This window comes from Aeromicrobium sp. Root472D3, from assembly GCF_001426485.1.
GTDB lineage: Bacteria > Actinomycetota > Actinomycetes > Propionibacteriales > Nocardioidaceae > Aeromicrobium.
Genome location: NZ_LMET01000001.1, coordinates 689,232 through 711,498, shown reverse-complemented (window position 1 = coordinate 711,498; position 22,267 = coordinate 689,232). Strand labels below are relative to the sequence as shown.

The 22,267-nt window shown below is 71.5% G+C and carries 24 protein-coding genes and 1 riboswitch; of the genes, 18 read left to right on the top strand and 6 right to left on the bottom strand.

What is annotated here, in order from left to right; translation table 11 throughout:
* The first annotated feature begins 4 nt into the window (after positions 1 to 4).
* Both ASD10_RS03530 and ASD10_RS03525 read left to right on the top strand, forming a co-directional pair.
* Complete coding sequence (locus ASD10_RS03530; RefSeq protein WP_056604738.1) at positions 5 to 736, top strand: CatB-related O-acetyltransferase; 732 nt, start codon at positions 5 to 7, stop codon at positions 734 to 736.
* Positions 737 to 785: 49 nt separating this feature from the next.
* On the top strand, positions 786 to 1,715 hold the full coding sequence (locus ASD10_RS03525) for a Ku protein (RefSeq protein ID WP_056604735.1): 930 nt from the start codon (positions 786 to 788) through the stop codon (positions 1,713 to 1,715).
* Here ASD10_RS03525 and ASD10_RS03520 read toward each other — a convergent pair.
* Positions 1,708 to 2,421: a GAF and ANTAR domain-containing protein gene (locus tag ASD10_RS03520; protein ID WP_056604732.1), complete on the bottom strand. Its 714-nt coding sequence runs from the start codon at positions 2,419 to 2,421 to the stop codon at positions 1,708 to 1,710. The two genes, ASD10_RS03525 and ASD10_RS03520, sit on opposite strands and share 8 nt — an antisense overlap.
* A 212-nt stretch (positions 2,422 to 2,633) precedes the next feature.
* Between ASD10_RS03520 and ASD10_RS03515 the strand changes: the two genes are divergently transcribed.
* A complete protein-coding gene (locus ASD10_RS03515; protein WP_157432435.1) occupies positions 2,634 to 3,134 on the top strand; it encodes a hypothetical protein in 501 nt (166 codons plus the stop codon).
* Here the strand turns inward: ASD10_RS03515 and ASD10_RS03510 are convergent.
* Positions 3,125 to 3,349 carry a hypothetical protein gene (locus ASD10_RS03510; RefSeq protein WP_157432434.1) on the bottom strand — a complete coding sequence of 75 codons (225 nt, stop codon included), beginning with the start codon at positions 3,347 to 3,349 and terminating at the stop codon, positions 3,125 to 3,127. The genes ASD10_RS03515 and ASD10_RS03510 overlap by 10 nt on opposite strands.
* 114 nt (positions 3,350 to 3,463) lie before the next feature.
* Positions 3,464 to 4,240: a sigma-70 family RNA polymerase sigma factor gene (locus ASD10_RS03505; RefSeq protein WP_162248821.1), complete on the bottom strand. Its 777-nt coding sequence runs from the start codon at positions 4,238 to 4,240 to the stop codon at positions 3,464 to 3,466.
* Between the two features lie 256 nt (positions 4,241 to 4,496).
* Here ASD10_RS03505 and ligD point away from each other — a divergent pair, with 256 nt between their 5' ends.
* The 5 genes from ligD (at position 4,497) to ASD10_RS03480 (ending at position 9,215) form a co-directional block, all read left to right on the top strand.
* Complete coding sequence (gene ligD, locus ASD10_RS03500) at positions 4,497 to 5,477, top strand: non-homologous end-joining DNA ligase (RefSeq protein WP_056604719.1); 981 nt, start codon at positions 4,497 to 4,499, stop codon at positions 5,475 to 5,477.
* Positions 5,478 to 5,542: 65 nt separating this feature from the next.
* Positions 5,543 to 6,064, top strand: coding sequence for a hypothetical protein (locus tag ASD10_RS03495; protein WP_056604714.1), 522 nt, complete (start codon positions 5,543 to 5,545; stop codon positions 6,062 to 6,064).
* Between the two features lie 73 nt (positions 6,065 to 6,137).
* Complete coding sequence (locus ASD10_RS03490; protein ID WP_056604710.1) at positions 6,138 to 6,518, top strand: TraR/DksA C4-type zinc finger protein; 381 nt, start codon at positions 6,138 to 6,140, stop codon at positions 6,516 to 6,518.
* 82 nt (positions 6,519 to 6,600) lie between these two features.
* Entirely contained in the window at positions 6,601 to 8,880 is a 2,280-nt protein-coding gene (locus tag ASD10_RS03485; protein ID WP_056604707.1) for a SpoIIE family protein phosphatase, read from the top strand.
* Positions 8,877 to 9,215: an STAS domain-containing protein gene (locus ASD10_RS03480; RefSeq protein ID WP_056604704.1), complete on the top strand. Its 339-nt coding sequence runs from the start codon at positions 8,877 to 8,879 to the stop codon at positions 9,213 to 9,215. Before ASD10_RS03485 ends, ASD10_RS03480 begins: the two co-directional genes overlap by 4 nt.
* A gap of 15 nt (positions 9,216 to 9,230) precedes the next feature.
* Here the strand turns inward: ASD10_RS03480 and ASD10_RS03475 are convergent, their stop codons facing one another.
* The gene (locus tag ASD10_RS03475) at positions 9,231 to 10,028 is read right to left on the bottom strand and encodes a cyclase family protein (protein WP_056604701.1); all 798 of its coding nucleotides are present in this window, start codon (positions 10,026 to 10,028) and stop codon (positions 9,231 to 9,233) included.
* Between the two features lie 87 nt (positions 10,029 to 10,115).
* Here ASD10_RS03475 and ASD10_RS03470 point away from each other — a divergent pair, with 87 nt between their 5' ends.
* Positions 10,116 to 10,796: an NUDIX domain-containing protein gene (locus ASD10_RS03470; RefSeq protein WP_056604699.1), complete on the top strand. Its 681-nt coding sequence runs from the start codon at positions 10,116 to 10,118 to the stop codon at positions 10,794 to 10,796.
* 9 nt (positions 10,797 to 10,805) lie between these two features.
* Here ASD10_RS03470 and ASD10_RS03465 read toward each other — a convergent pair whose 3' ends face one another.
* A complete protein-coding gene (locus ASD10_RS03465) occupies positions 10,806 to 12,242 on the bottom strand; it encodes an MFS transporter (protein ID WP_056604696.1) in 1,437 nt (478 codons plus the stop codon).
* Between the two features lie 109 nt (positions 12,243 to 12,351).
* Between ASD10_RS03465 and ASD10_RS03460 the strand changes: the two genes are divergently transcribed.
* On the top strand, positions 12,352 to 12,945 hold the full coding sequence (locus ASD10_RS03460; protein WP_056604693.1) for a TetR family transcriptional regulator: 594 nt from the start codon (positions 12,352 to 12,354) through the stop codon (positions 12,943 to 12,945).
* Here the strand turns inward: ASD10_RS03460 and ASD10_RS03455 are convergent.
* A complete protein-coding gene (locus tag ASD10_RS03455; RefSeq protein ID WP_056604690.1) occupies positions 12,938 to 14,479 on the bottom strand; it encodes an adenylate/guanylate cyclase domain-containing protein in 1,542 nt (513 codons plus the stop codon). The genes ASD10_RS03460 and ASD10_RS03455 overlap by 8 nt on opposite strands.
* Before the next feature lie 159 nt (positions 14,480 to 14,638).
* On the opposite strand from ASD10_RS03455, the gene ASD10_RS03450 reads away from it, so the two are divergent.
* From ASD10_RS03450 to ASD10_RS03415, 8 genes are all read left to right on the top strand, one after another.
* Positions 14,639 to 15,049: a cyclic nucleotide-binding domain-containing protein gene (locus tag ASD10_RS03450; protein WP_056604687.1), complete on the top strand. Its 411-nt coding sequence runs from the start codon at positions 14,639 to 14,641 to the stop codon at positions 15,047 to 15,049.
* A 147-nt stretch (positions 15,050 to 15,196) separates the two neighbouring features.
* Positions 15,197 to 17,032 carry a phosphoenolpyruvate carboxykinase (GTP) gene (locus tag ASD10_RS03445; RefSeq protein WP_056609830.1) on the top strand — a complete coding sequence of 612 codons (1,836 nt, stop codon included), beginning with the start codon at positions 15,197 to 15,199 and terminating at the stop codon, positions 17,030 to 17,032.
* A gap of 100 nt (positions 17,033 to 17,132) precedes the next feature.
* Positions 17,133 to 17,429 carry a type VII secretion target gene (locus tag ASD10_RS03440; protein ID WP_082555998.1) on the top strand — a complete coding sequence of 99 codons (297 nt, stop codon included), beginning with the start codon at positions 17,133 to 17,135 and terminating at the stop codon, positions 17,427 to 17,429.
* The gene (locus ASD10_RS18630) at positions 17,426 to 19,117 is read left to right on the top strand and encodes an Mbeg1-like protein (protein WP_056604680.1); all 1,692 of its coding nucleotides are present in this window, start codon (positions 17,426 to 17,428) and stop codon (positions 19,115 to 19,117) included. The genes ASD10_RS03440 and ASD10_RS18630 overlap by 4 nt, the downstream gene beginning before the upstream one ends.
* Positions 19,114 to 19,605, top strand: a complete 492-nt coding sequence (locus ASD10_RS03430) for a hypothetical protein (RefSeq protein WP_056604677.1) — start codon at positions 19,114 to 19,116, stop codon at positions 19,603 to 19,605. Before ASD10_RS18630 ends, ASD10_RS03430 begins: the two co-directional genes overlap by 4 nt.
* On the top strand, positions 19,602 to 20,111 hold the full coding sequence (locus ASD10_RS03425; protein WP_056604674.1) for a fimbrillin family protein: 510 nt from the start codon (positions 19,602 to 19,604) through the stop codon (positions 20,109 to 20,111). Before ASD10_RS03430 ends, ASD10_RS03425 begins: the two co-directional genes overlap by 4 nt.
* A 100-nt stretch (positions 20,112 to 20,211) precedes the next feature.
* Positions 20,212 to 21,138 carry an ABC transporter ATP-binding protein gene (locus tag ASD10_RS03420; RefSeq protein ID WP_056604671.1) on the top strand — a complete coding sequence of 309 codons (927 nt, stop codon included), beginning with the start codon at positions 20,212 to 20,214 and terminating at the stop codon, positions 21,136 to 21,138.
* Positions 21,135 to 21,950, top strand: coding sequence for an ABC transporter permease (locus ASD10_RS03415; protein WP_056604669.1), 816 nt, complete (start codon positions 21,135 to 21,137; stop codon positions 21,948 to 21,950). The genes ASD10_RS03420 and ASD10_RS03415 overlap by 4 nt, the downstream gene beginning before the upstream one ends.
* Positions 21,951 to 22,054: 104 nt before the next feature.
* Positions 22,055 to 22,238, top strand: a riboswitch (cobalamin riboswitch).
* Positions 22,239 to 22,267 lie beyond the last annotated feature (29 nt).

Here is a 22,267-nt window from a genome sequence, read left to right as displayed (position 1 = left end):
GTGGGTGAGCGAGCACATCCGCGGAGACCACCACGTCCGGCGCGTCGGGGCGTCACGCCTGCTCGTCGAGCCGCCCGTGCGGGTGCTGGGCGACCTGCTGCTGCGGTCCGACACGCGGGTCGGCTGCTTCACCGAGTTCGGCCAGCACGTCGAGGTGCAGGCCGCCGACATCGGCCGGTACAGCGAGATCGGCAACAACTCCACGATCGGCGCCACCGGCCACCCGCTGACGTGGATGGGCGTCTCGGCGTTCCAGTACAAGCACGCCACGTGGGGCTGGCACCCGTCGGCCGCCGAGTCGCAGGTCATCGACCCCGAGGCCGGCGGACGTCAGTCGTTCCGCAGCGTCGGCCCCGACCGGGCGTGGATCGGCAACGACGTGTGGCTGGGCGCCGGCGTCGTCGTCCTGCGGGGCGTCACGATCGGCGACGGGTGCATCGTGGCCGCCAACGCCGTCGTCACCAAGGACCTCCCGCCGTACACGATCTGCGGCGGCCTGCCGGCCAAGGTCATCAAGAAGCGGCTGCCCGACGACGTGCGCGACGAGCTCGTCGCGCTGCAGTGGTGGCGCCACTCCCCCAACCAGCTGGCCGGCATCCCGTTCGACGACCCGGCCGCCGCCGTCGCGGCGCTGCGTCCGCGCCTCGAGCGGGGCCTCGAGCCGTACGACCCCGGGTTCGTCGAGATCCCGAAGCTGCAGGAGCCGCGCCGGCGGTTCTCGCTGCCGCGCCGCTGACCACCTCCCCCCACCTTGCGACGGCACGCCGGTCGCGCTTGACTGGAGGATGCGATCCATCTGGAAGGGCGCGATCAGCTTCGGTCTGGTCAGCGTGCCGGTCAAGGTCTACAGCGCGACCGAGAACCACGACATCTCGCTGCACCAGGTGCACGCGGCCGACGGTGGACGCATCCGCTACCAGCGTCGGTGCGAGGTCTGCGACCACGTCGTCGACTACGGCGACATCGACAAGGCGTACGACGACGGCAACCGGACCGTCGTCCTGACCGAGCAGGACCTCAAGTCGCTGCCGGCCGAGCGCAACCACGAGATCGAGGTCGTCGAGTTCGTCCCCGCCGAGCAGGTCGACCTGTTGCGGCTCGACAAGAGCTACTACCTCGAGCCCGAGAGCTCGACGCTGAAGCAGTACACGCTGCTGCGTCGTGCGCTCGAGGACTCCGACCGCACCGCGATCGTCCGCTTCGCCCTGCGCCAGAAGACCCGGCTCGCGGCCCTGCGCGTGCGCGGCGACGTGCTGCTGCTGCAGACCCTGCTGTGGGACGACGAGGTGCGATCGCCCACCTTCGACGTGCTGAAGGAGAGCCCGCGCATCAGCCAGAAGGAGCGCGACATGGCCGCCCAGCTGGTCGACTCGCTGGCGGGCGACTTCGACAGCGCGGCCTTCACCGACGAGTACCAGGAGCAGCTGCGCACGCTCGTCGAGGCCAAGCTCGAGCAGGGCGCCGCCCTCGACACCGACGCGACGTTCGGCGCACCGGACGGCGACGACGACGATGCCGACGTCGTCGACCTGATGGAGGCGCTCAAGCGCAGCATCGACCGCAAGAAGTCTCCGGCCTCGACGGCCAAGAAGGCGCCCGCCACGAAGACCGCCCCCGCCAAGAAGGCGACGGCCGCGAAGAAGACGCCCGCCAAGAAGGCGCCCGCCAAGAAGGCCGCGACGAAGAAGAAGGCGTCGCGGCCGAAGGCTAGCTGACCGAGGCGCTGTCGTCGTCGGGCACCGAGAACGTCGCATTCGGCGAGTTGCGGTGGTCGACGACCCACTCGGCGACGTAGCGCAGCTTGACGTTGTGCGACTGCGACTGACGACGCAGGAACTCGAACGCACGGTCGGCGTCGATGCTGAAGCGCTCCATCAGGATGCCCTGCGCCTGGCCGATCAGCTTGCGGGCGTCGATCGCGACCTGCAGACCCTCCTCGTTGTGGGCATTGGCGATCGCGATCGAGGCGTGGCGCACGAAGATCGTCGCGACGGCCAGGTCGTCGTCGTCGAACGCGCCGACGCGCTCGGCGTACAGGTTGAGCGAGCCGTAGCGTCGCGACCGCGTCGCGAGACGCAGGCTCAGCACGCTGCGCATGCCGAGGGCGGCGACCGCCGGACCCCACTTCTCCCATCGCGGGTCGACCCTGATGTCGTCGGACATGTAGTGGTCGGCGCCCTCGATCGCGTCGAGGCACGGCCCCTCGTCGTGGACGATCTGCAGGTTGTGCGACTCGCCGACCCGGCGGGACGTCGCGGCCGCGGTCTCGATCTGGTTGCGCGCGTGCACCAGCATGATGCCGGCCTCGTCGCACTCGGTGGCGAGCTTGGCGTACTCCGCGATGCGCTCGAGCGTGCTCTCGGACGTCGGCGCGTCGTGCAGGTCGAGGGCCATCTGCGAGAAGAAGGTCGAGCTGTCCATCGAGGAACCCCTTCTGAGATCGAGGCGCCTCATCGCGACGACCACATCGTGTCGAGAGGGCGCCGGACGGTCGGAGCGTGCAGTTTGACCGGGCAGGCCAAGGGTACTTGCACCATCGAGTACCTCCCTCCCCAGCATATGGGGCTCGAGGGGCGGAGGGCACCAGCCTTCCCGGCTCTCCATGCACGACTCTCCATGAAGGGACGGGCCACATGACCACAGACCTTCACCTCTCCGGCCCCACCGTCACGATGTTCGGGAGCCGCGACGCGCTCGACGCCGCTCTCAGCGACGAGCTCGGCCGACGCGGCTGCGCCACGCACGTCGTGACCACCCCGATGGGCTGGCTGAGCTCCGTCACGAACGCCGTGATCCGCCTCGACACCGTCAGCGGCGACCGGGCGATGGCCGACCTGACGTCCCAGCGGATGCCGGCGACCCACGTCGTGGCGGTGTGCGCGACGTCCGACGACGAGGGACTCGTCGCGCGACTCGACCAGCTGTGCCGCCAGTGCGGCGACCAGCACGACGTCTCGGTCATCTGGCACTCGCCGTTCGGCCTGCCGACCGAGGGACTGGACGGCGCGATCCTGCGGGCGTCCGACCTCGCGACCACGATCGCCGACGAGATCGGCCTGCAGGAGGCCTGGACCTCGGCGCCGTCGTACTCCAGCAAGACGTTCGAGCCCGGTCGTCACCGCGGTCATCCCTGATCCTGCTGCTCGCGGGCACGGTCGTCGAACATCCCGATGGTCGCGCGGACGTCCCACACGGTGCTGACCGAGTCGTGCGTCTCGACCCGGATGGCCGGCGACCCGTCGACGTCGTCGGGCGTGGCGACGACTCCGTCGTGGAGGGTGAACTCGTGCAGGAGATCGACCTGCGCTCGGGGGTCACTGAGGGTGAACACCAAGGTGATGCGTGCCAACGTGCGCTCTTTCCGGATCGCTGAAGCAGACGGCTGCTGCTGAACCGGCCGGAAAACCGTACCAACGAACGCTCGCGGCGGCAGCGCGAACCCGGGCTCCCCGTGCGCCGTGCGCTACGCGGCGTCGATCATCGCGGCCCGCGACCGCAGCTGCTCGAGCAGCTTGGTGAGGCGGCGCGACACCTGCATCTGGCTGACGCCGACGATGTCGGCTATCTCCTGCTGCGTGCGGTCCTCGACGAACCGCAGGCGCAGCAGCTCGCGCTCGTCGTCGCCGAGCTCCTGGCACAGGGGGCCGACCGTGACCCAGTCGTCGATGAAGGAGTACGCCGACTCCTCCCACTTCAGGGTCTCGCCGAGCGGCTGTCCGCCGTCGCGCATGGGCTGGTCGAGTGACGTCGGCGAGAAGCAGCCGCGGGCGGCCATCGCCTCGCGGACGTCCGACTCCGAGGCGTCGATGTCGCGGGCGATGTCGGCGACCAGCGGCGTGCGCGAGTCGGTCTGCAGCCGGCGCTCGGACGCGGCGGTGATGTCGGCCTGCATCTGCTGGATGCGACGGGGCGGGCGGACGCTCCAGCAGTGGTCGCGGAAGTGCTTCTTGATCTCGCCGAGGATCGTCACGGTCGCGAACGGGACGAACTCGCCGCGGTCGTGGTGGAAGCCGCGGATGGCCTTGACCAGGGCGAAGTTGGCGACCTGCACGAGGTCGTCGCGGTCGACGCCGCGACCGGCGTACCGTCCCGCGAGGTGGCGCGCCAGACCCAGGTGGCGGCGGACGACCTCGTCCTCCAGACGCGCGCGCTCGGCGGGCTCGGCCGCGGCGGCGGCCTGGAGCAACGACGTGACGTCGTCGGTGTCGATCTCTGATGCGCGTGCGGGAGCAGAATTCACGATGACCCTCCTGGGTCTCGATCCGTTGCGGGCTTCTGCTCAACCAGCGGGATCACCATCGCACCTTCGAGCAACCTTGCGCAAGACTTGTTCAACCATTTCGAGCTAGACAGCCTGGTTCGAATGAACTATCCGTCCACGAACTCGCCGGAGCCGCAGGGGTTTCGGTGACCGGGGACCGGGTACATAAGTTTTTCCCGCAATCGCGACGAAATCGACCGATCGCGACCCCGAACGGCCGGTGAGAGGAGATCAGATGGCGACGAGCACCGAGAACGTCGTCGTCTCGGGACGCCGCCTGCGCCTGACGCACCCCGACAAGGTCGTGTACCCCGCCAGCGGCACGACCAAGGCCGACGTCATCGCGTACTACGTCGCGATCGCCCCCCACCTGCTCCCCCACGTCGCCGGCCGCATCCTCACCCGCAAGCGCTGGGTCGACGGAGTCGGCACGGTCGAGCACCCCGGCGACGTGTTCTTCGAGAAGAACCTCCCCGACTCCGCGCCGTCGTGGATCCGCCGCGTCGTCGTCGACCACCGCGAGCACACGACGACCTACCCCGTGTTCGAGGACGACGCCGCGCTGGCGTGGGCCGGCCAGGTCGGTGCCCTCGAGCTGCACGTGCCGCAGTGGCGGCTCGACGACGACGGCGTCCCGCGCAACCCCGACCGGCTCGTCCTCGACCTCGACCCCGGGCCCGGCACGGGTCTGCCCGAGTGCGTCGACGTCGCCCGGGCAGCCCGCAGGCTGCTGAAGGACGTCGGGCTCGAGGCGATGCCCGTCACGAGCGGGAGCAAGGGCATCCACCTGTACGCGGCCCTCGACGGCACGCACGACTCCGACTACGTCAACGCGTTCGCGCACGAGGTCGCCAAGACCCTGGAGTCCCAGATGCCCGATCTCGTGGTCAGCTCGATGCGCCGGAGCGAGCGCCAGGACAAGGTGCTGGTCGACTGGAGCCAGAACAACGGCAACAAGACGACCGTCGCCCCGTACTCGCTGCGCGGCACGCTCGAGCCCCGGGTCGCGGTGCCACGCACGTGGCGCGAGCTGGGCCCGGGGCTGCGCCACCTGACGCTCGACGAGGTGCTGACACGCATGAAGCGACGCACCGACCCGCTCGCCGGTCTCGGGCACGAGACCGGACCCCTGGAGGACGCCGACGCGCCACCATCCGGGACCACCGCGCGCCGCGGGCCGAGAAGTGAAAGTCTCGACCCAGCACCGTCGTCCTGACCGGCGCGACCACGAACCACCCAGACCACCACCAGCCGACACCAGAAATGACAAGGGAGCACGACATGACGAGGCCGTTCAAGAACAAGACACTCCGCGACAAGCTGGAGGCCCAGCTCCACGACCTGGCCGCGCAGACCGACGAGCTGCGCCAGCAGGTCGTCGACCGCGCGCCCGCCGTGCGCGACCAGATCGCCGACCAGATCTCGGGGCAGACCGACGAGCTGCGCAAGCAGGTCGCCGACCGCGCGCCCGCCGTGCGCGACCAGATCGTGTCGCACCTGCCGGACAAGGGCCAGCTGCTCGACCTGCGGGACGACCTGTTCGACCGCCTGCCCGAGAACGTCCAGGACCGCCTGCCCGAGAAGGTCAAGCCGCAGCGCAAGCGCCTGCGTCGCGTCGCCGCCGTCGGCATCCTGACCGGTGCCGGTGCCGCCGCGTTCGCGATCCTCAAGCGCAAGGGCGACGCCCCCGCGCCGTACGTCGCGCCCGTCCCGCCGCCGGCGTCGACGACGCCCCGCCCCGCCCCGGGCGACGCGGTCGGCGAGCCCACCACGACGACGCAGGCACCGACCGACAAGTCCTGATGTCACGCGATTGAGAACCGCGGCGGGCGGGTAAGGGGGTTCACCACCCCATCTCCCGCCCGCCGAGGTTCCCATGACGATCGAGCTCGACCCCACCAGTGACCCGACCTGGACGCCCGCCGAGCTGGCGGCTGTCCGCGAGCTCCTCGAGGACTCCGTGACCCGGCTCGAGGCCGAGCTCGCCGAGTTCGGCGGCGGGACCGCCCTCGGGGTGTCCGGCCCGACGGGCGAGGTCCTCCACGACGAGCTCGACGTCGCGTCGCAGCGCTCCGAGCTGCTGGCCGACGCCGTCCGCGCCGAGAACGCCGCCGCGATCCTCGTGCAGGTCCAGCACGTCATCGACCGTCTCGACAACGGCCTCTACGGCGTGTGCGAGGCCTGCTCGGGCACGATCGCCCGCGCCCGCCTCGAGGCCTTCCCGCGGGCGACGCTGTGCGTGGGCTGCGTGGCCTGAGTCACCTCACGGGCCCCACGGGCGCTAAACTGCAGGCGGACCGGTTGAGCCACCAGGCGGTACGTTCTACGAGAGACGCCTAGTGACCCATGACCTGAGCGATGCCGTCGACCACACCCCTGCGTACTCGGCGCCCGACCTCACCAACTGCGAGCGCGAGCCGATCCACATCCCGGGCGCGATCCAGCCGCACGGCCTGCTGCTCGCGCTCGATGCCGAGCACCGCGTCGTCACGGCGTCGCGCAACTGCGCCCAGCTCCTCGGACGTCCCGCCCTCGACCTGATCGGCCTCGACGTCCGCGAGGCCATCGGCGACGAGCCCTCGGCGTCCGTCGCCCAGGCCGTGGCGGCCGACGACATGAGCACCCCGATCCGCACCCGCATGCCGGGCGGCCCGGGAGACCTCGCCGGCGTCGACGTCGACATCATCGTGCACCGGTCGGGCGGGCGTGTCGTCGTCGAGCTCGAGCCCGTCTCGGTGCCCCTGCCGAGCCAGGCGGTCTCGTACCGCTCGGCCCGCGCGGCCGTCACCCGTCTGACCCAGTCGGCCACCACGGCCGAGCTGTGCGCGCAGCTCGCGTCGGAGATCCGCTCGCTGACCGGCTTCGACCGCGTCATGGTCTACCGCTTCGACGAGGAGTGGAACGGCGAGGTCGTCGCCGAGGACCGTCGCGACGACCTCAACCCGTTCCTCGGGCTGCACTACCCGTCGACCGACATCCCCGCCCAGGCCCGGCGGCTGTACACCGTGAACTGGACGCGCCTCATCGCCGACATCCACTACGCACCCGTCGCGCTCGAGCCCGTCATCGACCCCTCGACCGGGTCGCCGCTCGACCTGTCGCACTCGGTGCTGCGCAGCGTCTCGCCGATCCACATCGAGTACCTGTCGAACATGGGCGTGTCGGCGTCGATGTCGGTCTCGCTGGTCAAGGACGGCCTGCTGTGGGGTCTCGTCGCCTGCCACCACTACTCCGGCCCGCACCGCGTCCCGTACGACGCGCGCTCGGCGGCCGAGTTCCTCGGCCAGACGGCGTCGCAGCTCATCGACGACCGCGAGCAGGCCGACAACCACAGCGACGAGCTCAAGGCCAGCGTGACGCTCGCGCGCATCACCGCGGCGCTCGCGGCCGACTCGCGCCCGGTCTACGACGCCCTGCTCGACGACCCGCGGCTGCTCGAGCTGGTCGACGCCCAGGGTGTCGCGCTGCACGTCGACGGACGCATGATGACGCGTGGCGTCGTGCCGCCCGACGCCTACCTGCACTTCATCTCCCGCCAGCTCGACGTCCCCGGCGGACGACCCGTCGCGAGCCACCACCTGACGGCGCTCGACCCCGACCTGGCGCGCGTCTCCGACGTCGCGGCGGGCGCGCTGCGCATCGGCAACGGTCCCGACCGCTGGCTCATGTGGGTGCGCCCCGAGATCGAGCGGACCGTCGACTGGGGCGGCGACCCCACCAACAAGGCGCTCGCGCTGGCCGAGAACCCCAACGTGCGCCTCAGCCCGCGCAGGTCGTTCGCGAAGTGGCGCCAGGTCGTGCGCGGCCGCAGCCAGCCGTGGCACGGCTGGCAGGTCGGCGTCGCGCAGGGCCTGCGCGAGCACCTGTCGGGCGAGCTGCTGCGCCGCAGCCAGGAGCACACCGCGATCGCCGAGTCGCTGCAGCGCACCGTCGTGCTCGAGGAGGCCCCGACCGTCGAGGGCCACGACGTCCTGGCGCGCTACCGTCCCGCCAAGGGCAGCCAGCTGGGCGGCGACTGGTGGGACGCGTTCCACCTGCCCGACGGACGCTTCGTCGTGAGCGTCGGCGACGTCGCCGGTCACGGCGTCACGGCGGCGACCGCGATGGCGCAGGTGCGCACGGCGCTGCGCGCCTACATGTTCGACGGCCACTCGCCCGCCGCGTGCCTCGACCGGCTCGACGTCCTCGTGCAGTCGCTGCTGCCGGGCCAGACCGCGACCGCGGTGGTAGTCGTGCTCGACCCCGTCACGGGCGTCGTCGAGCTCGCCAACGCCGGCCACCCGCCGCCGCTCGTGCTGTCGGGCGACACGTGCCGTCCGCTCGAGCAGGCCGGGCGACCGCTGCTCGGCGTCGCGGCCGGCGCGGCCCGCACCGACCGCATCACGCTCGGCGAGGGCGACATCCTGCTGGCGTACACCGACGGCCTGGTCGAGCGACGCGGCGTCGAGATCGACGACTCGATCGCGCACCTGGCGTCGGCGGCCTCCGGGTCCGACCACTCCGACACCCTCGACACGTGGATCGAGGACCTGCTCACGGCCGTGCCGGGCACCCTCGACGACGACCTGACGGTCGTCGCGCTCCGGCGCTCCACCGCGCGACCGGGAGGTCCCGCATGAGCCTGTCCATCGTCGACCGCGTCAGCGGCGACTTCCACGTCGTCGAGCTGTCGGGCGACATCGACGTCGAGACGGCCCGCACGCTGCGCGCCCACATCGTCGACCGGTTCGACGAGTCGCCCGTGCGGCTGGTCGTCGACCTCTCCGACGTCGCGTTCATGGACTCGTCGGGTCTCGGTGCGCTCGTGAGCGGCTGGCAGCTGACCCGTGACTCCGGACGGTTCCGCATCGCCGGCGCCAATCCGGTCGTCCGACGCGTCCTGTCGATCACGGGCCTGGAGGACGTCTTCGCGCTCTACCCGACCGTCGAGGACGCCACCGCGACGACCGACTGACGGCCGGAGGAGGGCTCAGGCCCAGCGGGGCGGGTCGGCGGGCTCGGGCTCGGCGGGGTGGATCGCGACGACCCGCGCCGGGAAGCCCGAGCCGCCCAAGGGCTTGGGCCACGACGCGACGATCAGCGCGCCCACCTCGGGCACCTCGTCGAGCCGCGCCATGAGCTCGATCTGCCACCGGTCGTTCTGCAGCCATAGCAGCTCGAGGTCGTAGTCGCCCGCGGACGTCGAGCGTCCCGCGTCGGTGTCGGTCTGCTCGTGACCGAGCGCCGTCACGCCCGCCGCGACCAGGTGCTCGACGACCTCGCGCGACCAGCCCGGCGCGTGGCTGACGCCGTCGGCGTCGCGGTTCTCCATCGCGGCGGCGTCGGGCCAGCGCTTCCACCAGTCGGTGCGCAGCGCGACGAACGAGCCGGCGGGGACCGAGCCGTTGCGCTGCTCCCAGGCCGCGACGTCGTCGAGCGTCGGCACGGCGTCGGGATCGCCCGCGACGCGGTGCGAGATGTCGAGCACCACGAGCGGCAGGATCATCTGCTCGACCGGGACCTCGTCGAGCGTCCGCGCACCCTCGACGAAGTGCGACGGCGGGTCGACGTGCGTCCCCCACTGACCGACGATCGTGTGCCGGTGCACCGTGAAGCCGTCCTGCCCGACGTCGAAGACCTGGCTGCGCTCCTCGTCCGGGAAGGCCGGGAAGTGCGGCTGGCCCGGGTGGAAGGCGTGGGTCAGGTCGGTCCACACGTGCCGTTCGGCCAGGTGTCGGTGGATGGCCCACAGCGGGTGGCGGTCGGCGGACTCGGACGGCGTCGTCATGGTGGATCCCCTCGGCGGTTCGGTCTCCACACTCGCACGGCCCGAGGAGGCGCGCCCGTCGTGTCGGGCGCGTGACAGGGTGGACGCATGACTGCCGGAGTGGACGAACCCGACCGCCGCGGCCGCACGGGCCTGCACCTGACGGGCCTCGGGCTCGACCGCAACCCCGACGTCGTCGTCAAGGACGTCGAGCTCCTCGCCAGCGACTGGTACGTCGTGCGGGCGACGACGCTCGACATCCGGGGCTCCGACGGCACGTGGCGCACCGAGCGACGTGAGACGTACGACCGGGGCAACGGCGCGACGATCCTGCTGCACGACGTCGAGCGCCGGACGGTGCTGCTGACGCGCCAGTTCCGCTACCCCGTCTACGTCAACGGTCACCCCGACGGGATGCTGCTCGAGACGCCCGCGGGGCTGCTCGACGAGGACGATCCCGAGACCGCGATCCGCCGCGAGGCCGCCGAGGAGACCGGGGTCCGGGTCGGCGAGGTCGAGCACGTCTTCGACGTCTACATGAGCCCCGGCTCGGTGACCGAGAAGATCCACTTCTACGCCGCGCCCTACCGCCGTGACGACCTCGACGGCACCCATCACGGCGTCGAGGACGAGGGCGAGGACATCGAGCTCGTCGAGATCGACGTCGACGAGGCGCTGGCCGGCGTGGGCACGTCGGTCGTCGACGCCAAGACCATCATGCTGCTGCAGTGGGCCGTCCTGGGCGGCCCCTTCGCACACCCCGCGACCGCGCAGGACCGGACCGACTGAGACCGTGGCTCAGGCGGCGGTGACCGGCGCCGGTCGGTGCGGGATCAGCATGACCAGGACGGCCGCCAGCACGGCCGCTCCGCCGCACAGGGCGAAGATCAGCTGGTACGCGTCGAGCGACGGCACCGCGAAGTCGCCCACGATGACGGTCGAGCCGGCCAGGATGCTGCCGCCGATCGCGCTGGCCAGCGAGCTGCCCAGGCTGCGGAACAGCGTGTTGAGCCCGTTGGCCGCGCCCGTCTCGTCGGGCGGGGTGTGGGCGTTGATCAGCGACGGCATCGCGGCGTAGCCGATGCCGGTCCCCGCGCCGATGATCGTCGAGCCGACGACGACCTGCCACAGCGAGTCGTGCACGGCGATGCGCGCCACGAAGCCGACCGCGACGACGAGGGCACCGAGCGCCAGGGTCTGCGGTGCCCCGCGCCCGGCGATCAGCCGGGCGGCGACGGGCGCGAGCAGCAGCATCATCAGACCGCCCGGCAGCATCGCGAGGCCCCCGACGAGCAGGCTCGAGCCGAAGCCGTAGCCGCTCGACTCGGGCGCCTCGATGTACGACGCCGTGCCGATGAACGAGGCGAACAGCGCGAAGCCGAACAGGATCGAGGCCGCGTTCGTCAGCACGATCGGCGGTCGACGCAGGGCCTTGAGGTCGACGAGCGGGTCGGCCGTGCGCACCTGCGTCCAGCCGAACACCGCGATCAGGACGACGGCCGCGGCGAGCAGCATCCAGATGCGCGCGTCGTCCCAGCCCCACGTCGAGCTCTGCGCGAGCGGCAGCAGGAGGCAGACCAGGCCTGCGGCGAGCAGGACCGAGCCGACGACGTCGACGCGTCCGCCGCTGCGGCCTGGGGCCTCGGGGACGATCAGCAGGATGCCCACGAACGCCACGACGCCCGCGAGACCGGTGATCCAGAACAGCACGTGGAAGTCGGCGTGCTCGGCGACGAAGCCGGCCAGCGGCAGGCCCAGCGATCCGCCGACGCCCAGCATCGCGCTGATCAGGGCGATGCTCGAGCCGACCCGCTCGCGCGGCATGACGGTCGCGAGCAGGCTGATGCCCAGCGGGATCGCCGCGGCCGACGCGCCCTGGATCGCGCGGCCCGCGATCAGCAGGCCGATGTGGTCCGTGAACGACGTGACGAGGGATCCGACGACCAGCGCGCCGATCGCGACCAGCAGCATGCGGCGCTTGCCGAACATGTCGCCGAGGCGTCCGAGGATCGGCACCGACACGGCTGCCACGAGCAGCGTCGAGGTCAGCAGCCAGTTGACGTTGCTGGCGGAGGTGTCGAGATCGGCCGGCAGGATCGACAGCACCGGGATCAGCACGGACTGGGCCAGTGCCACGACGAGGGCGCCGAGCCCGACGACGAACAGCTCGAGGGTCGCGCGGGCGGGCGAGGTGTGCCCGGCGACGGGTGGGGACGTGACGTCGTGATCGGTCATGATGGCTCTTCCGGGGGTCATGGTTGGGCGGTGCAACGATGACCCTAACCGCACGTGTCACCGAGTGCCAACTTCGCCTCCTGGTGACACACGCCGGTAGGATGCCGGCATGGGCCCCGACATGACGCTGCGCGACCACGCCCGCGAGGCGATCCGCGACGAGGTCGCGAAGCACGCCTGGACGCTGTTCGCGGCGCACGGCTACGAGGCCACGACGGTCGACCAGATCGCCGATGCCGCGGGCATGTCGCGCCGCACGTTCTTCCGCTACTTCGCGGGCAAGGACGAGCTCGTGCTCGAGCGGCTCGTCGAGTCGGGCAACGCGATCGCGACGGCGCTCGAGCAGCGTCCGGCCGGCGAGGGCGCGTGGCCGGCGCTGCGGGCCGCGTTCTCGGCGTCCGTCGCGCTGCAGGAGGAGCACCACCGGAAGTCACGCCCCCTGCAGCTCATGCTCCGGGCCGAGCCCGCCCTGCGTGCCACGGCCGAGACGCGGCGCCGCCTGTGGGTCGAGCGCCTCGCCCCGCTCGTGGCCGTGCGCCTGCCGGGCGGCGCCGACGCCCCCCGCGACGTGCGGGCCGTCGCGGTCGCGGCCAGCGCCGTCGCGTGCCTCGAGGCGGCGCAGGTCGCGTGGGCCGAGGACGCCGGGACGTCGCTGGCGGCACTGCTCGACGAGGCGATGGGCGCCGTCGCACCCCTCAGCTGAGGCGGGCCAGCTGCGAGGCGGGCGTGGGGTCGGTGCGGCCCCGCAGGACGGGCGAGCCATGAGGCGTCCAGCACGTCTGCTCGTCGGCCGACGACGCCGCGACGCTCGCCGTCGCGACCAGGATGCGGCCGTCGACGTCCTTGGCCAGCTCGGTGAGGCGCGCCGCGGCGTTGACCGCGTCGCCGATCACGGTGTACTCGAACCGCGAGCGGTGCCCCACGTTGCCCGCCACGGCCTGTCCCGTCGAGACGCCGATGCCGGCGCCGATCTCGGGCACCTCGTCGGCCAGCCGCTCGGCGATGCGCCGCGACGTCGCCAGCGCCGCCCCGGCGTGGTCGTCGAGGTCGGCGGGCGCCCCGAAGATCGCGAGGACCGCGTCGCCCATGAACTTGTTGACCAGGCCGCCGTGCCCGTCGACCTCCTCGACGATCACGGCGAAGAACCGGTTGAGCATCTCGACGACCTCGGCCGGCGACCGCGTCGCGGCGTACGTCGTCGAGCCGATCAGGTCGATCATCAGCACCGAGACGGTGCGCGTCTCGCCGCCCAGCTCGACGTTGCCGTCGGTCGCCGCCTTCGCGACGGCCTGACCGACGTGCCGGCCGAACAGGTCGCGGATCTGCTCGCGCTCGCGCAGCCCCACGACCATCTCGTTGAACCCCGACTGCAGCAGGCCCAGCTCGGTGCCGTCGTCGACCCGCACCTCGACGTCGAGATCGCCCTCCTTGACCCGCTCGAGGGCCTCCTGCACGTCGCTGATCGGCGACACCACGGCCCGCGCCGTCAGCACCGTGACGAGCAGGCCGAACAGCAGGACGACCGCCGCCAGGCCCAGGGCGGTCGACGCGAGCCGCACGACGCTCGTGTCGTCGCGCGAGATCGCCGCGATCGCCGCGACGACCAGGCCCAGCACGGGCGCCGCCGTGCCGAGCCCCCAGAACACCAGCATGCGACGCTGCACCCCGAAGCCCAGCTCGTCGACCGACGCGCGCCCCTGCAGGGCCCGCGCGGCGATCGGGCGCAGGGCGAACTCGGTGAACAGGTAGGCGATCGCGCACACCACGAGCCCCGCGATGCCGACCGCGAACACGACGCCCAGCACGGCCTCGGGCTGCAGGATGATCGCGAGGATCGTGAACGTCGCGACCCCGCCCATCCACAGCGCGAGCTGGATCATGGTCATGCGCCAGGGCAGCCGCAGGGCCGTCCGGCGCTCGTCGACCGTCGGCTCCTGGTCCTCGATCGACCACCGCAGGGCCCGCAGGGCGCTGACCGTGACGGCGCTGGCACCGATGACGACCGCGACGCCGACGTAGACGGGGACCGCGATCGCCATGGCCTTGAGGTAGCCGGCATTGGGTCCGCCGCCGGGCGTCACGAGGAAGGCGATCGCCACGACGATGACGGCACCGATGACGTTGGTGCCGACCAGCAGGGTCGTGAGCAGCACCTGGATGCGGATCCGCAGCCGTCCGCTCGGCTGGTCGGGCGAGCCCAGCAGCCAGTCGCTGCCCCGTCGGTGAGCTCGCGCCACGGTGACTCCGTCTCTCGTCGTGGAGGGCCCACGTTCCCCGCCGCAGCCAATATAGTGACGCCAGCCGCTACGGTGTGACCAACGACACCCGACCGTCCGACGTCACGGGCCCGCGGATCGCACCGACCACCGCTCGTCCGACTCCCGAAAGAAGCTGTCATGGCACCCAAGCAGAAGGCCGACCCCGAGGTCGTCACGGCCCTGACCGAGCACACGTCCTTCTCCAAGGGCCTCGTCAAGCAGCTCGCGACGGTCGGCAACGCCGTCAACATCCCGCAGGGCTGGTCGGTCATCATGGAGACGACGCCCGCCGACTCGGCGTACATCGTCCTGGCCGGCTCGGTCGAGATCCGCAAGGCGAACCAGACCATCGCCGAGCTCGGGCCCGGCGACGTCTTCGGCGAGATCGCGCTCGTCAACCACAGCCTGCGCAACGCGTCGGCGGTCGCGGCCACGCCGATCCGGGTGCTGCGCCTGGGCGAGGACGCCATCGCGACGCTCGTCGAGCACGACACCGACTTCGCCGACACGCTGCGCTCGAACGCCGAGAGCCGCATCCAGACCACCTGACCCACCGGCCGGCCCGCCATTCGGGCGAAGCAATTTGTTGTCCGCGGAGCACAAATGGTGCGCGCGCGACGCCCCGCCGACCACGGCTACTCTCTGGTGAAATGCGCTGCACGCGGGCGCGTTCACCGGACGAGAGGCATGCAGGCGATGGCAGACGTTGAGGCAGCACTGGACCAGGCAGGACTGACCAACCCCCACGTGCGCGAGTACGTGCAGTACTGGGCCGACCTGACGGGAGCCGAGCGGGTCGAGGTCGTCAGCGCGTCCGACGACGCCCGTCTGGCCGAGGAGGCACTCGCCGCGGGCGAGCTGCTCCCCGCGGGCGAGGGGCTCTACTACTCCCGCAGCTACCACAAGGACACGGCCCGCTCGGAGGAGCGGACGATCGTCGCGACGAGCAACCCGTCCGACGCCGGCGTCTACAACAACTGGCGTCCGTCGTCGGAGATGAAGCCGCTGCTCGAGGGCAAGATGCGGGGTGCGTCGGCCGGCAAGACGATGTACGTCGTCCCCTACCTGATGGCGCCCCCCGGCTCGCCGCTCGAGGCGTTCGCCGCCGGCGTCGAGCTGACCGACTCGCGCACCGTCGTGATGCACATGATCCGCATGGCGCGGGTCGGCATCGACTACATCAACGAGCTCGCCGATCCCAATAGCTTCGTGCGCGCGGTCCACGTGACGGGCGACCTCGAGAACCTGGGTCACGGCACGCCCGACGACGCCCGCTACTTCGTGACGGTCGCCGACGAGCGCACGATCCTGCACTTCGGCTCGTCGTACGGCGGCAACGCGCTGCTCGGCAAGATCGCCCACGGCCTGCGCCAGGCGGCGTACGACGGCTGGGCGTCGGGCAAGTTCCTGTCCGAGCAGTTCATGCTGCTGGGCATCACCGACAAGCAGACCGGCAAGAAGTACCACATCTGCGGCGGCTTCCCGAGCGCCTCGGGCAAGACCAACCTCGCGATGACGCTGGCGCCGGACGCCCTGGGCGACCGCTACTACGTCGACTTCTACGGCGACGACATCGCGTGGCTCTGGGTCGACGAGAACGACGGCAAGCTCTACGGCATGAACCCCGAGTTCGGCGTGTTCGGCGTCGCCAAGGACACCAACGAGGCGACCAACCCGGGCGCGCTGCACTCGATCGACGCGGGCTCCGGCGCGATCTTCACGAACATCGCCTACAACCCCGACACCCAGGAGGTCTGGTGGGAGGGCAAGACCAAGAACCCGCCGGAAGACGTCACGGGCTGGGAGGACTGGAAGGGCGACAAGATCGCCGAGCGCGCCGAGGGCGACGACTCGCCGTGGGCGCACCCCAACAGCCGCTTCACCACGACGCTGTCGAACGTCCCCAACGTGGCGCCCGACTTCAACTCGCCGGCCGGCGTGCCGATCGACGCGATCATCTTCGGCGGACGCACGCGTGACCGCGAGCCGCTGATCCGTGCGATCACCGACCTGGCCGAGGGCGTCTACGACGGCCTCACGCTGGGCGCCGAGGCCACGTTCGCGGCCGAGGGCGTCGACGGCCAGCTGCGCTACGACCCGATGTCGATGCGTCCGTTCATGTCGTACCCCGAGGGCGCCTACGCGGCGCACTGGCTGACGATCATCGGCCAGGCCACCGAGGCGCCGCTGTTCGCGCACGTCAACTGGTTCCAGCGGGGCGAGGACGGGCACTTCCTGTGGCCCGGCTACCGCGACAACCTGCGTCCGCTGCTGTGGCTCATGCAGCTCAAGGCCGGCGAGGTCACGGGCCGCCAGACGCCGGTCGGCGTCATCCCGACCAAGGACGAGCTGAACCTCGAGGGCCTCGAGATCGTGCCCGAGGACCTCGACACGATCCTGACGATCGACAACGAGCGGTGGCAGCAGGAGATCGCCAACCGCGAGGTGCACCTGACGGCGTTCACCGACCTGCCCGAGGAGATCTGGGAGGCCCACCGCCGGGTCAGGGCCGACCTCGAGGCCGACGCCTGATCCGTCCGGCCCCACGAGAGCCTGCACCGTCCCGCGAGGGATCGGTGCAGGCTCTCACCTTTACCCGCCAGGACGGTCCGGACGCTGCTAGCCTCCAGGCATGAATCTGCGCGTCGATACTGACGTGGTACGCGGGGGCGGCAAGCAGGTGCAGACCATGGCCGACCGTCTCGGCTCCACGATGACCTCTGCCGAGGCGTCCCTGCGCTCGGCGGCGGACGACGCCGGCCAGCCCGCGCTCGCGTCGGCCCTGCGCGACCTCCTCACGACGCTGCAGGGCGCGCACCCGCGGGTCGTCACGGGTCTGTCGACGTTCGCCGACGAGGTGCGGATCGCCGCCGACGCGATCGACCAGACCGACGTCGAGCTCGCCGGCGCGGCCCCGGAGTCGCCGTGAGCGAGTGGCCGGAGGTCCCGACCCCGGGTGGCGACCTCGCGACGATGCGCGCGGCCGAGCGCGACCTCGACCTGCGCGCCACCTCGGTCCGCGCCGACGGCATCGAGCTCGACCGCATCGCGCAGCAGGTCTCCGCCGACTGGGTCGGGCTCACCGCCGAGAGCTTCGCGGTGCGCGTCGGGGCCGCGCGGGTGGCCATCGACTGCGTCTCCGACACCCACCGCGAGGCGGCCCGACTGATCGGCAGCTACTGCGCCGAGTGGTCGACCGCCGAGCAGGCGTCCCGCCGCGCCCACCAGTCGATCGACGACGCGTTCGGGGCCTACGTGCGCGACGGCACGTCGCGGGCGCAGACCCTGGCGTCGGAGATCCGCTCGGCGATCGAGCGGCTCGACGACTCGGTCGACGACATACCGGTCATCGGCGGAGCGCTCAGCACCGTCGCGGGCGCCGCCACGGACGGTCTCGGCTGGATGGCCGAGGAGCTCATCGAGCGGCTGCTCGACTGGAACCCCTCCACCCCCACCCCGGTCTACGAGCCGGTGCTCGACGACGACGTCGTGGTCGACAGCGCGGCCAGCGTCGCCAGCGCGATCGGCAACGCCGCGGAGTGGGGCGTCGACCGTCTGCTCGACGGCGTCGACGCCGTCGTCGACTTCGTCGGCGGTGCGATCCAGTGGGCCGTCGACGCGCTCAAGGCGGTCGGCGAGACGCTGGCCGACGCCATCTCGGACGCGCTGCGCATCGCCGGCGACGCCGTCAACGCCCTGCTCGACCTCGGTCGCGACATCGCCGCGTCCGTCGCGAACCTCGTCACCGACGCGGCCCGCATCGTGTTCGACGCCGTCGCGACCGCATTCGACGCCACGGTCGACTTCCTGATCTCCGTCGGCAAGACGGTCGCCGAGATCATCGACTTCCTGGCGGACCTCGGGGTCACGGCGCTCGGGATCCTCGTGATCCTGGCGCGCCACAAGTACGGCGGCCCGGCCGAGCGCCGCGTCGAGGACGACGTCGCGCTCGACAGTGGCGCGTTCCGCCGGTGGCGCCGGGATCCCGAGTACCGGCAGTACGTGCTGGACCGGCGCGACCTGGCCGATCTGGCCTACGGCGTCGGGCCGAAGGACATCCCCGACGGCTGGGAGGTCGTCGACGAGTACCCCGGCACCGACGGATTCTCCGCGACGGTCTTCCGCAATCCCGAGACCCACGAGGTCGTGATCTCGTACCGCGGCACCAACCCCGAGGAGATCGACGACATCCGCGAGGACGCCCTCAACGCCGCGAACCTGCCCAACTCGCAGGGCCGCCAGGCGATCGAGCTGGCCCGGCAGATCGCCGACGACCCGCGCCTCGCGGGGTACGACATCAGCTACACGGGGCACTCGCTCGGCGGATCGCTGGCGAGCACCGCGAGCATCGCGACGGGCAGCCCCGCCACGACGTTCAACGCGGCCGGCGTGGGCACGGGCAACTACGACCAGGCCATCGATGCCGGCGGCGCCGGGTCGTCCGAGGAGCAGATCGTGAACTTCCACACCGACATCGACATCCTGACGACGGCCCAGGACCAGTTCGACGTGCAGCCCGCCTCGGGCGCACAGCTCACGGTCGGCAGCACGTCGACCTCCGCCGTCGACTCGCACGCGCTCGACTCGTTCGACTTCGACGAGGTGGGGGTCAAGTGACCACGGTCCCCTCCGTCCGGTTCGCCCTGCCGGGGCGCTGGGTCAAGGCCGAGCTCGACGATCCCGAGGCCGTCTCGACCCTGCGTGGCCTGCTGCCCGACGACCATCCGGGCGGCGAGGCCTGGCTCGAGTCGCTGCGGGCGGCCGGCGCCTCGACGCTGCTGCTGCGCGTCCAGTCGAGGAGCGCCGCGGCGATCGCCTTCATCTGGCCCCCGCGCGAGTCGAGCGGCGACCCCTCGCTCGAGGGGCTCCGTGCCCGGCTGGGGGTCGAGGGCCAGTCGATCGCCCACGAGCGCGGCTACGCCACCTTGCGTGACCGGCGCACCGGCGCGGGGGCGAGCCAGGACGTCGTGACCTATGGTGTGAGCCACCCCGACACCGGCCGGATCCTCGTCGTCCGGTGCATGGCCTTCGACCACACCTTCGAGCCGATCGAGCTCGAGGACTTCGACCTCGCCGCCGGCGACCTGACCTGGGACGAGACATGACCTCCAGACCACGCCTCCTCGTCGCCTCCGCCGTCGCGAGCGCCCTCCTGCTGTCGGCCTGCGGGTCGTCGTCGGACGAGCCACGCGCCACGGACGGCAGCGGCACGTGCGAGACCGCCGACGAGGCCGTCGTCGACGACATCATGGACACGGCCCGCACGAACTTCCAGGACGGTGACAGCATCACCGACCACTTCGAGCTCGTGAAGGCGGCGACGGGCCCCATCCCCGAGTCGAAGCGCAAGTACGGGGCGGCCGAGCTCATGGTCCTGCTCGTCTCCGTCTACGTGCAGGACCCCGACGTCCCGTCGGACCTGCAGGGCATCCAGGGCCCCGTGTACGTCGTGCTCGACGCCGACGGCCAGCCCCTCGGCCCGCTGGGCACGTACTCCCAGCCGTTCTTCGACATCCAGCCCCCGTCCGATCCGGGATGGACCGCCTGGGCCGACGGCATCGACAAGTCCGACGTCGCCTACGACCTGGTCCGCTGCATCGACCCCGACTGACGACCGCCAAACCCGGCGACGACGTCAGGGTGCTCCGCAGGGTCGAGATCGGTGACGTCCCCGATGTGGCCGGACGCCCCCGGACGCCACAGTCGTCCTCATGATCACCGTCGACGACCTCACCAAGACGTACGGCGGCTTCCGGGCCGTCGACGACGTCTCCTTCACTGCTCGACCCGGTCGGGTGACCGGCTTCCTGGGGCCCAACGGCGCCGGCAAGTCGACCTCGATGCGCGTCATGGTCGGCCTCACGCCACCGACGTCCGGGCACGTCACGGTCTGCGGACGCCGCTTCGCCGACCTGCCCAACCCCGGGCGCGAGGTCGGCGTGCTGCTCGACGCCTCGGCCCAGCACGCCGGGCGGACCGGTCGGGAGATCCTGACGATCGCCCAGCGCACGATGGGCCTGCCGAAGGAGCGCGTCGCCGAGCTCGTCGAGCAGGTCAGCCTGACACCGGCCGAGGCCGACCGGCGCGTGCGCCACTACTCGCTCGGCATGCGCCAGCGGCTCGGCATCGCGACCGCCCTGCTCGGCGAGCCCGAGGTCCTCATCCTCGACGAGCCGGCCAACGGCCTCGACCCGGCCGGCATCCGCTGGATGCGCGACCTGCTGCGCGGCTACGCCGACCTCGGCGCCACAGTGCTGCTGTCGTCGCACCTGTTGCACGAGATCGAGGTCGTCGCCGACGACCTGGTCGTGATCGGCAACGGCCGCATCGTCGCGCAGGGCACGAAGGCCGAGCTGTTGGCGTCGGCCGGGACGCTGGTGCGCACCCCGGACGTCGCCGCGCTCGCCACGGCCCTGACGGCGTCCGGCGTCACCTGCACCCCCAGCGCCGCGGTCGGCGGGGCGGACGCCCTGCGGGTCGAGGCCGAGCCCGCTCTGGTCGGCTCGATCGCCCTCGAGGCGCGCGTCCCGCTGCTCGAGCTGCGTCCGGCCGAGGGCGCCGGGCTCGAGGAGATGTTCCTCGAGCTGACCGCCGACGACCAGCGCGAGACCACCGTCCGAGAAGGAGCCACGGCATGAGCACCATCGCCACCCCCGTCACGTCCCCCGCAGCAGCCGACCGGGAGCCCCGCCCCGTCCCCGCCCCCATCCCGTTCGGCCGGCTGGTGTCGGTCGAGCTCCGCAAGAGCGTCGACACCCGGGCCGGCTTCTGGCTCCTGGCCTCGGTCGGCATCGTCGGCCTGCTCGCCACGGTCGCGGTGCTGCTGTGGTCCCCCGACTCCCAGCTGACGTACTCGACGTTCTCCGGGGCCGTCGGCTTCCCGATGACGGTGCTGCTGCCGATGATCGCGATCCTGCTCGTGACGGGCGAGTGGAGCCAGCGCAGCGGCCTGACGACGTTCACGCTCGTGCCGCACCGCGCCCGCGTCATCGGGGCCAAGGCCGCCGTCACGATCGGCATCGCCGTCGCCTCGACCGTGCTGGCCTTCGCGATCGGCGCGGTCGGGACGGTGATCGGCTCGGCGATCGCCGGCGTCGACCAGGTCTGGGACATGACGCCCGGCGACATCGCGAGCATCGGTCTGGCACAGACCCTCGGGATGCTGATCGGCTTCATGCTGGCCGCCGTCATCCGACACTCGGCCGGCGCGATCGTGGCCTACTTCGTCTACTCCTTCGTGCTGTCGGGCCTCACCGAGCTGCTGGCCCAGTCGCAGGACTGGTTCGGCGACCTGAGGCCCTGGGTCGACGTCAACTACGCACAGGCGGCACTGTTCGACGGCAACCTGACCTCGGCGCAGTGGGCCCACCTCGCCGTGACGACCGTCGTGTGGCTGGCGCTCCCCCTCGCCGTCGGCATCCGGGTCCTGATGCGAGCCGAGGTCACGTAGCGCGAGTGGTGCGTTCCGGGTCCCGAGTGCTGCGGTGTGGACAGACACGCCGTCCCAGAAAGCCCGGAACACACCACTCGCGGACGTCCGCGACAGCCGGTCAGTTAGGCTGCGGGCGAACCAGTCGTACCCATTCGTTGGGTCAGGGAATCCGGTGCGAATCCGGAGCTGACGCGCAGCGGTGAGGGGGACGGAGGTGGCATCGGCCACTGGATCGCGAGATCCGGGAAGGCGCCACCGTCCGGACGAACCCGAGTCCGAAGACCTGCTGGTTCGCGGTCGACACGACGTCGGCCGGATCATCCACCAGGCTCCGC

Coding starts and splice junctions, on each gene's coding strand:
- ASD10_RS03525 (WP_056604735.1), top strand. CDS start 786: ATGCGATCCATCTGGAAGGGCGCGATCAGCTTCGGTCTGGTCAGCGTG.
- ASD10_RS03520 (WP_056604732.1), bottom strand. CDS start 2,421: ATGGACAGCTCGACCTTCTTCTCGCAGATGGCCCTCGACCTGCACGAC.
- ASD10_RS03515 (WP_157432435.1), top strand. CDS start 2,634: ATGACCACAGACCTTCACCTCTCCGGCCCCACCGTCACGATGTTCGGG.
- ligD (WP_056604719.1), top strand. CDS start 4,497: ATGGCGACGAGCACCGAGAACGTCGTCGTCTCGGGACGCCGCCTGCGC.
- ASD10_RS03495 (WP_056604714.1), top strand. CDS start 5,543: ATGACGAGGCCGTTCAAGAACAAGACACTCCGCGACAAGCTGGAGGCC.
- ASD10_RS03490 (WP_056604710.1), top strand. CDS start 6,138: ATGACGATCGAGCTCGACCCCACCAGTGACCCGACCTGGACGCCCGCC.
- ASD10_RS03480 (WP_056604704.1), top strand. CDS start 8,877: ATGAGCCTGTCCATCGTCGACCGCGTCAGCGGCGACTTCCACGTCGTC.
- ASD10_RS03475 (WP_056604701.1), bottom strand. CDS start 10,028: ATGACGACGCCGTCCGAGTCCGCCGACCGCCACCCGCTGTGGGCCATC.
- ASD10_RS03470 (WP_056604699.1), top strand. CDS start 10,116: ATGACTGCCGGAGTGGACGAACCCGACCGCCGCGGCCGCACGGGCCTG.
- ASD10_RS03465 (WP_056604696.1), bottom strand. CDS start 12,242: ATGACCGATCACGACGTCACGTCCCCACCCGTCGCCGGGCACACCTCG.
- ASD10_RS03460 (WP_056604693.1), top strand. CDS start 12,352: ATGGGCCCCGACATGACGCTGCGCGACCACGCCCGCGAGGCGATCCGC.
- ASD10_RS03450 (WP_056604687.1), top strand. CDS start 14,639: ATGGCACCCAAGCAGAAGGCCGACCCCGAGGTCGTCACGGCCCTGACC.
- ASD10_RS03445 (WP_056609830.1), top strand. CDS start 15,197: ATGGCAGACGTTGAGGCAGCACTGGACCAGGCAGGACTGACCAACCCC.
- ASD10_RS03440 (WP_082555998.1), top strand. CDS start 17,133: ATGAATCTGCGCGTCGATACTGACGTGGTACGCGGGGGCGGCAAGCAG.
- ASD10_RS03425 (WP_056604674.1), top strand. CDS start 19,602: ATGACCTCCAGACCACGCCTCCTCGTCGCCTCCGCCGTCGCGAGCGCC.
- ASD10_RS03420 (WP_056604671.1), top strand. CDS start 20,212: ATGATCACCGTCGACGACCTCACCAAGACGTACGGCGGCTTCCGGGCC.
- ASD10_RS03415 (WP_056604669.1), top strand. CDS start 21,135: ATGAGCACCATCGCCACCCCCGTCACGTCCCCCGCAGCAGCCGACCGG.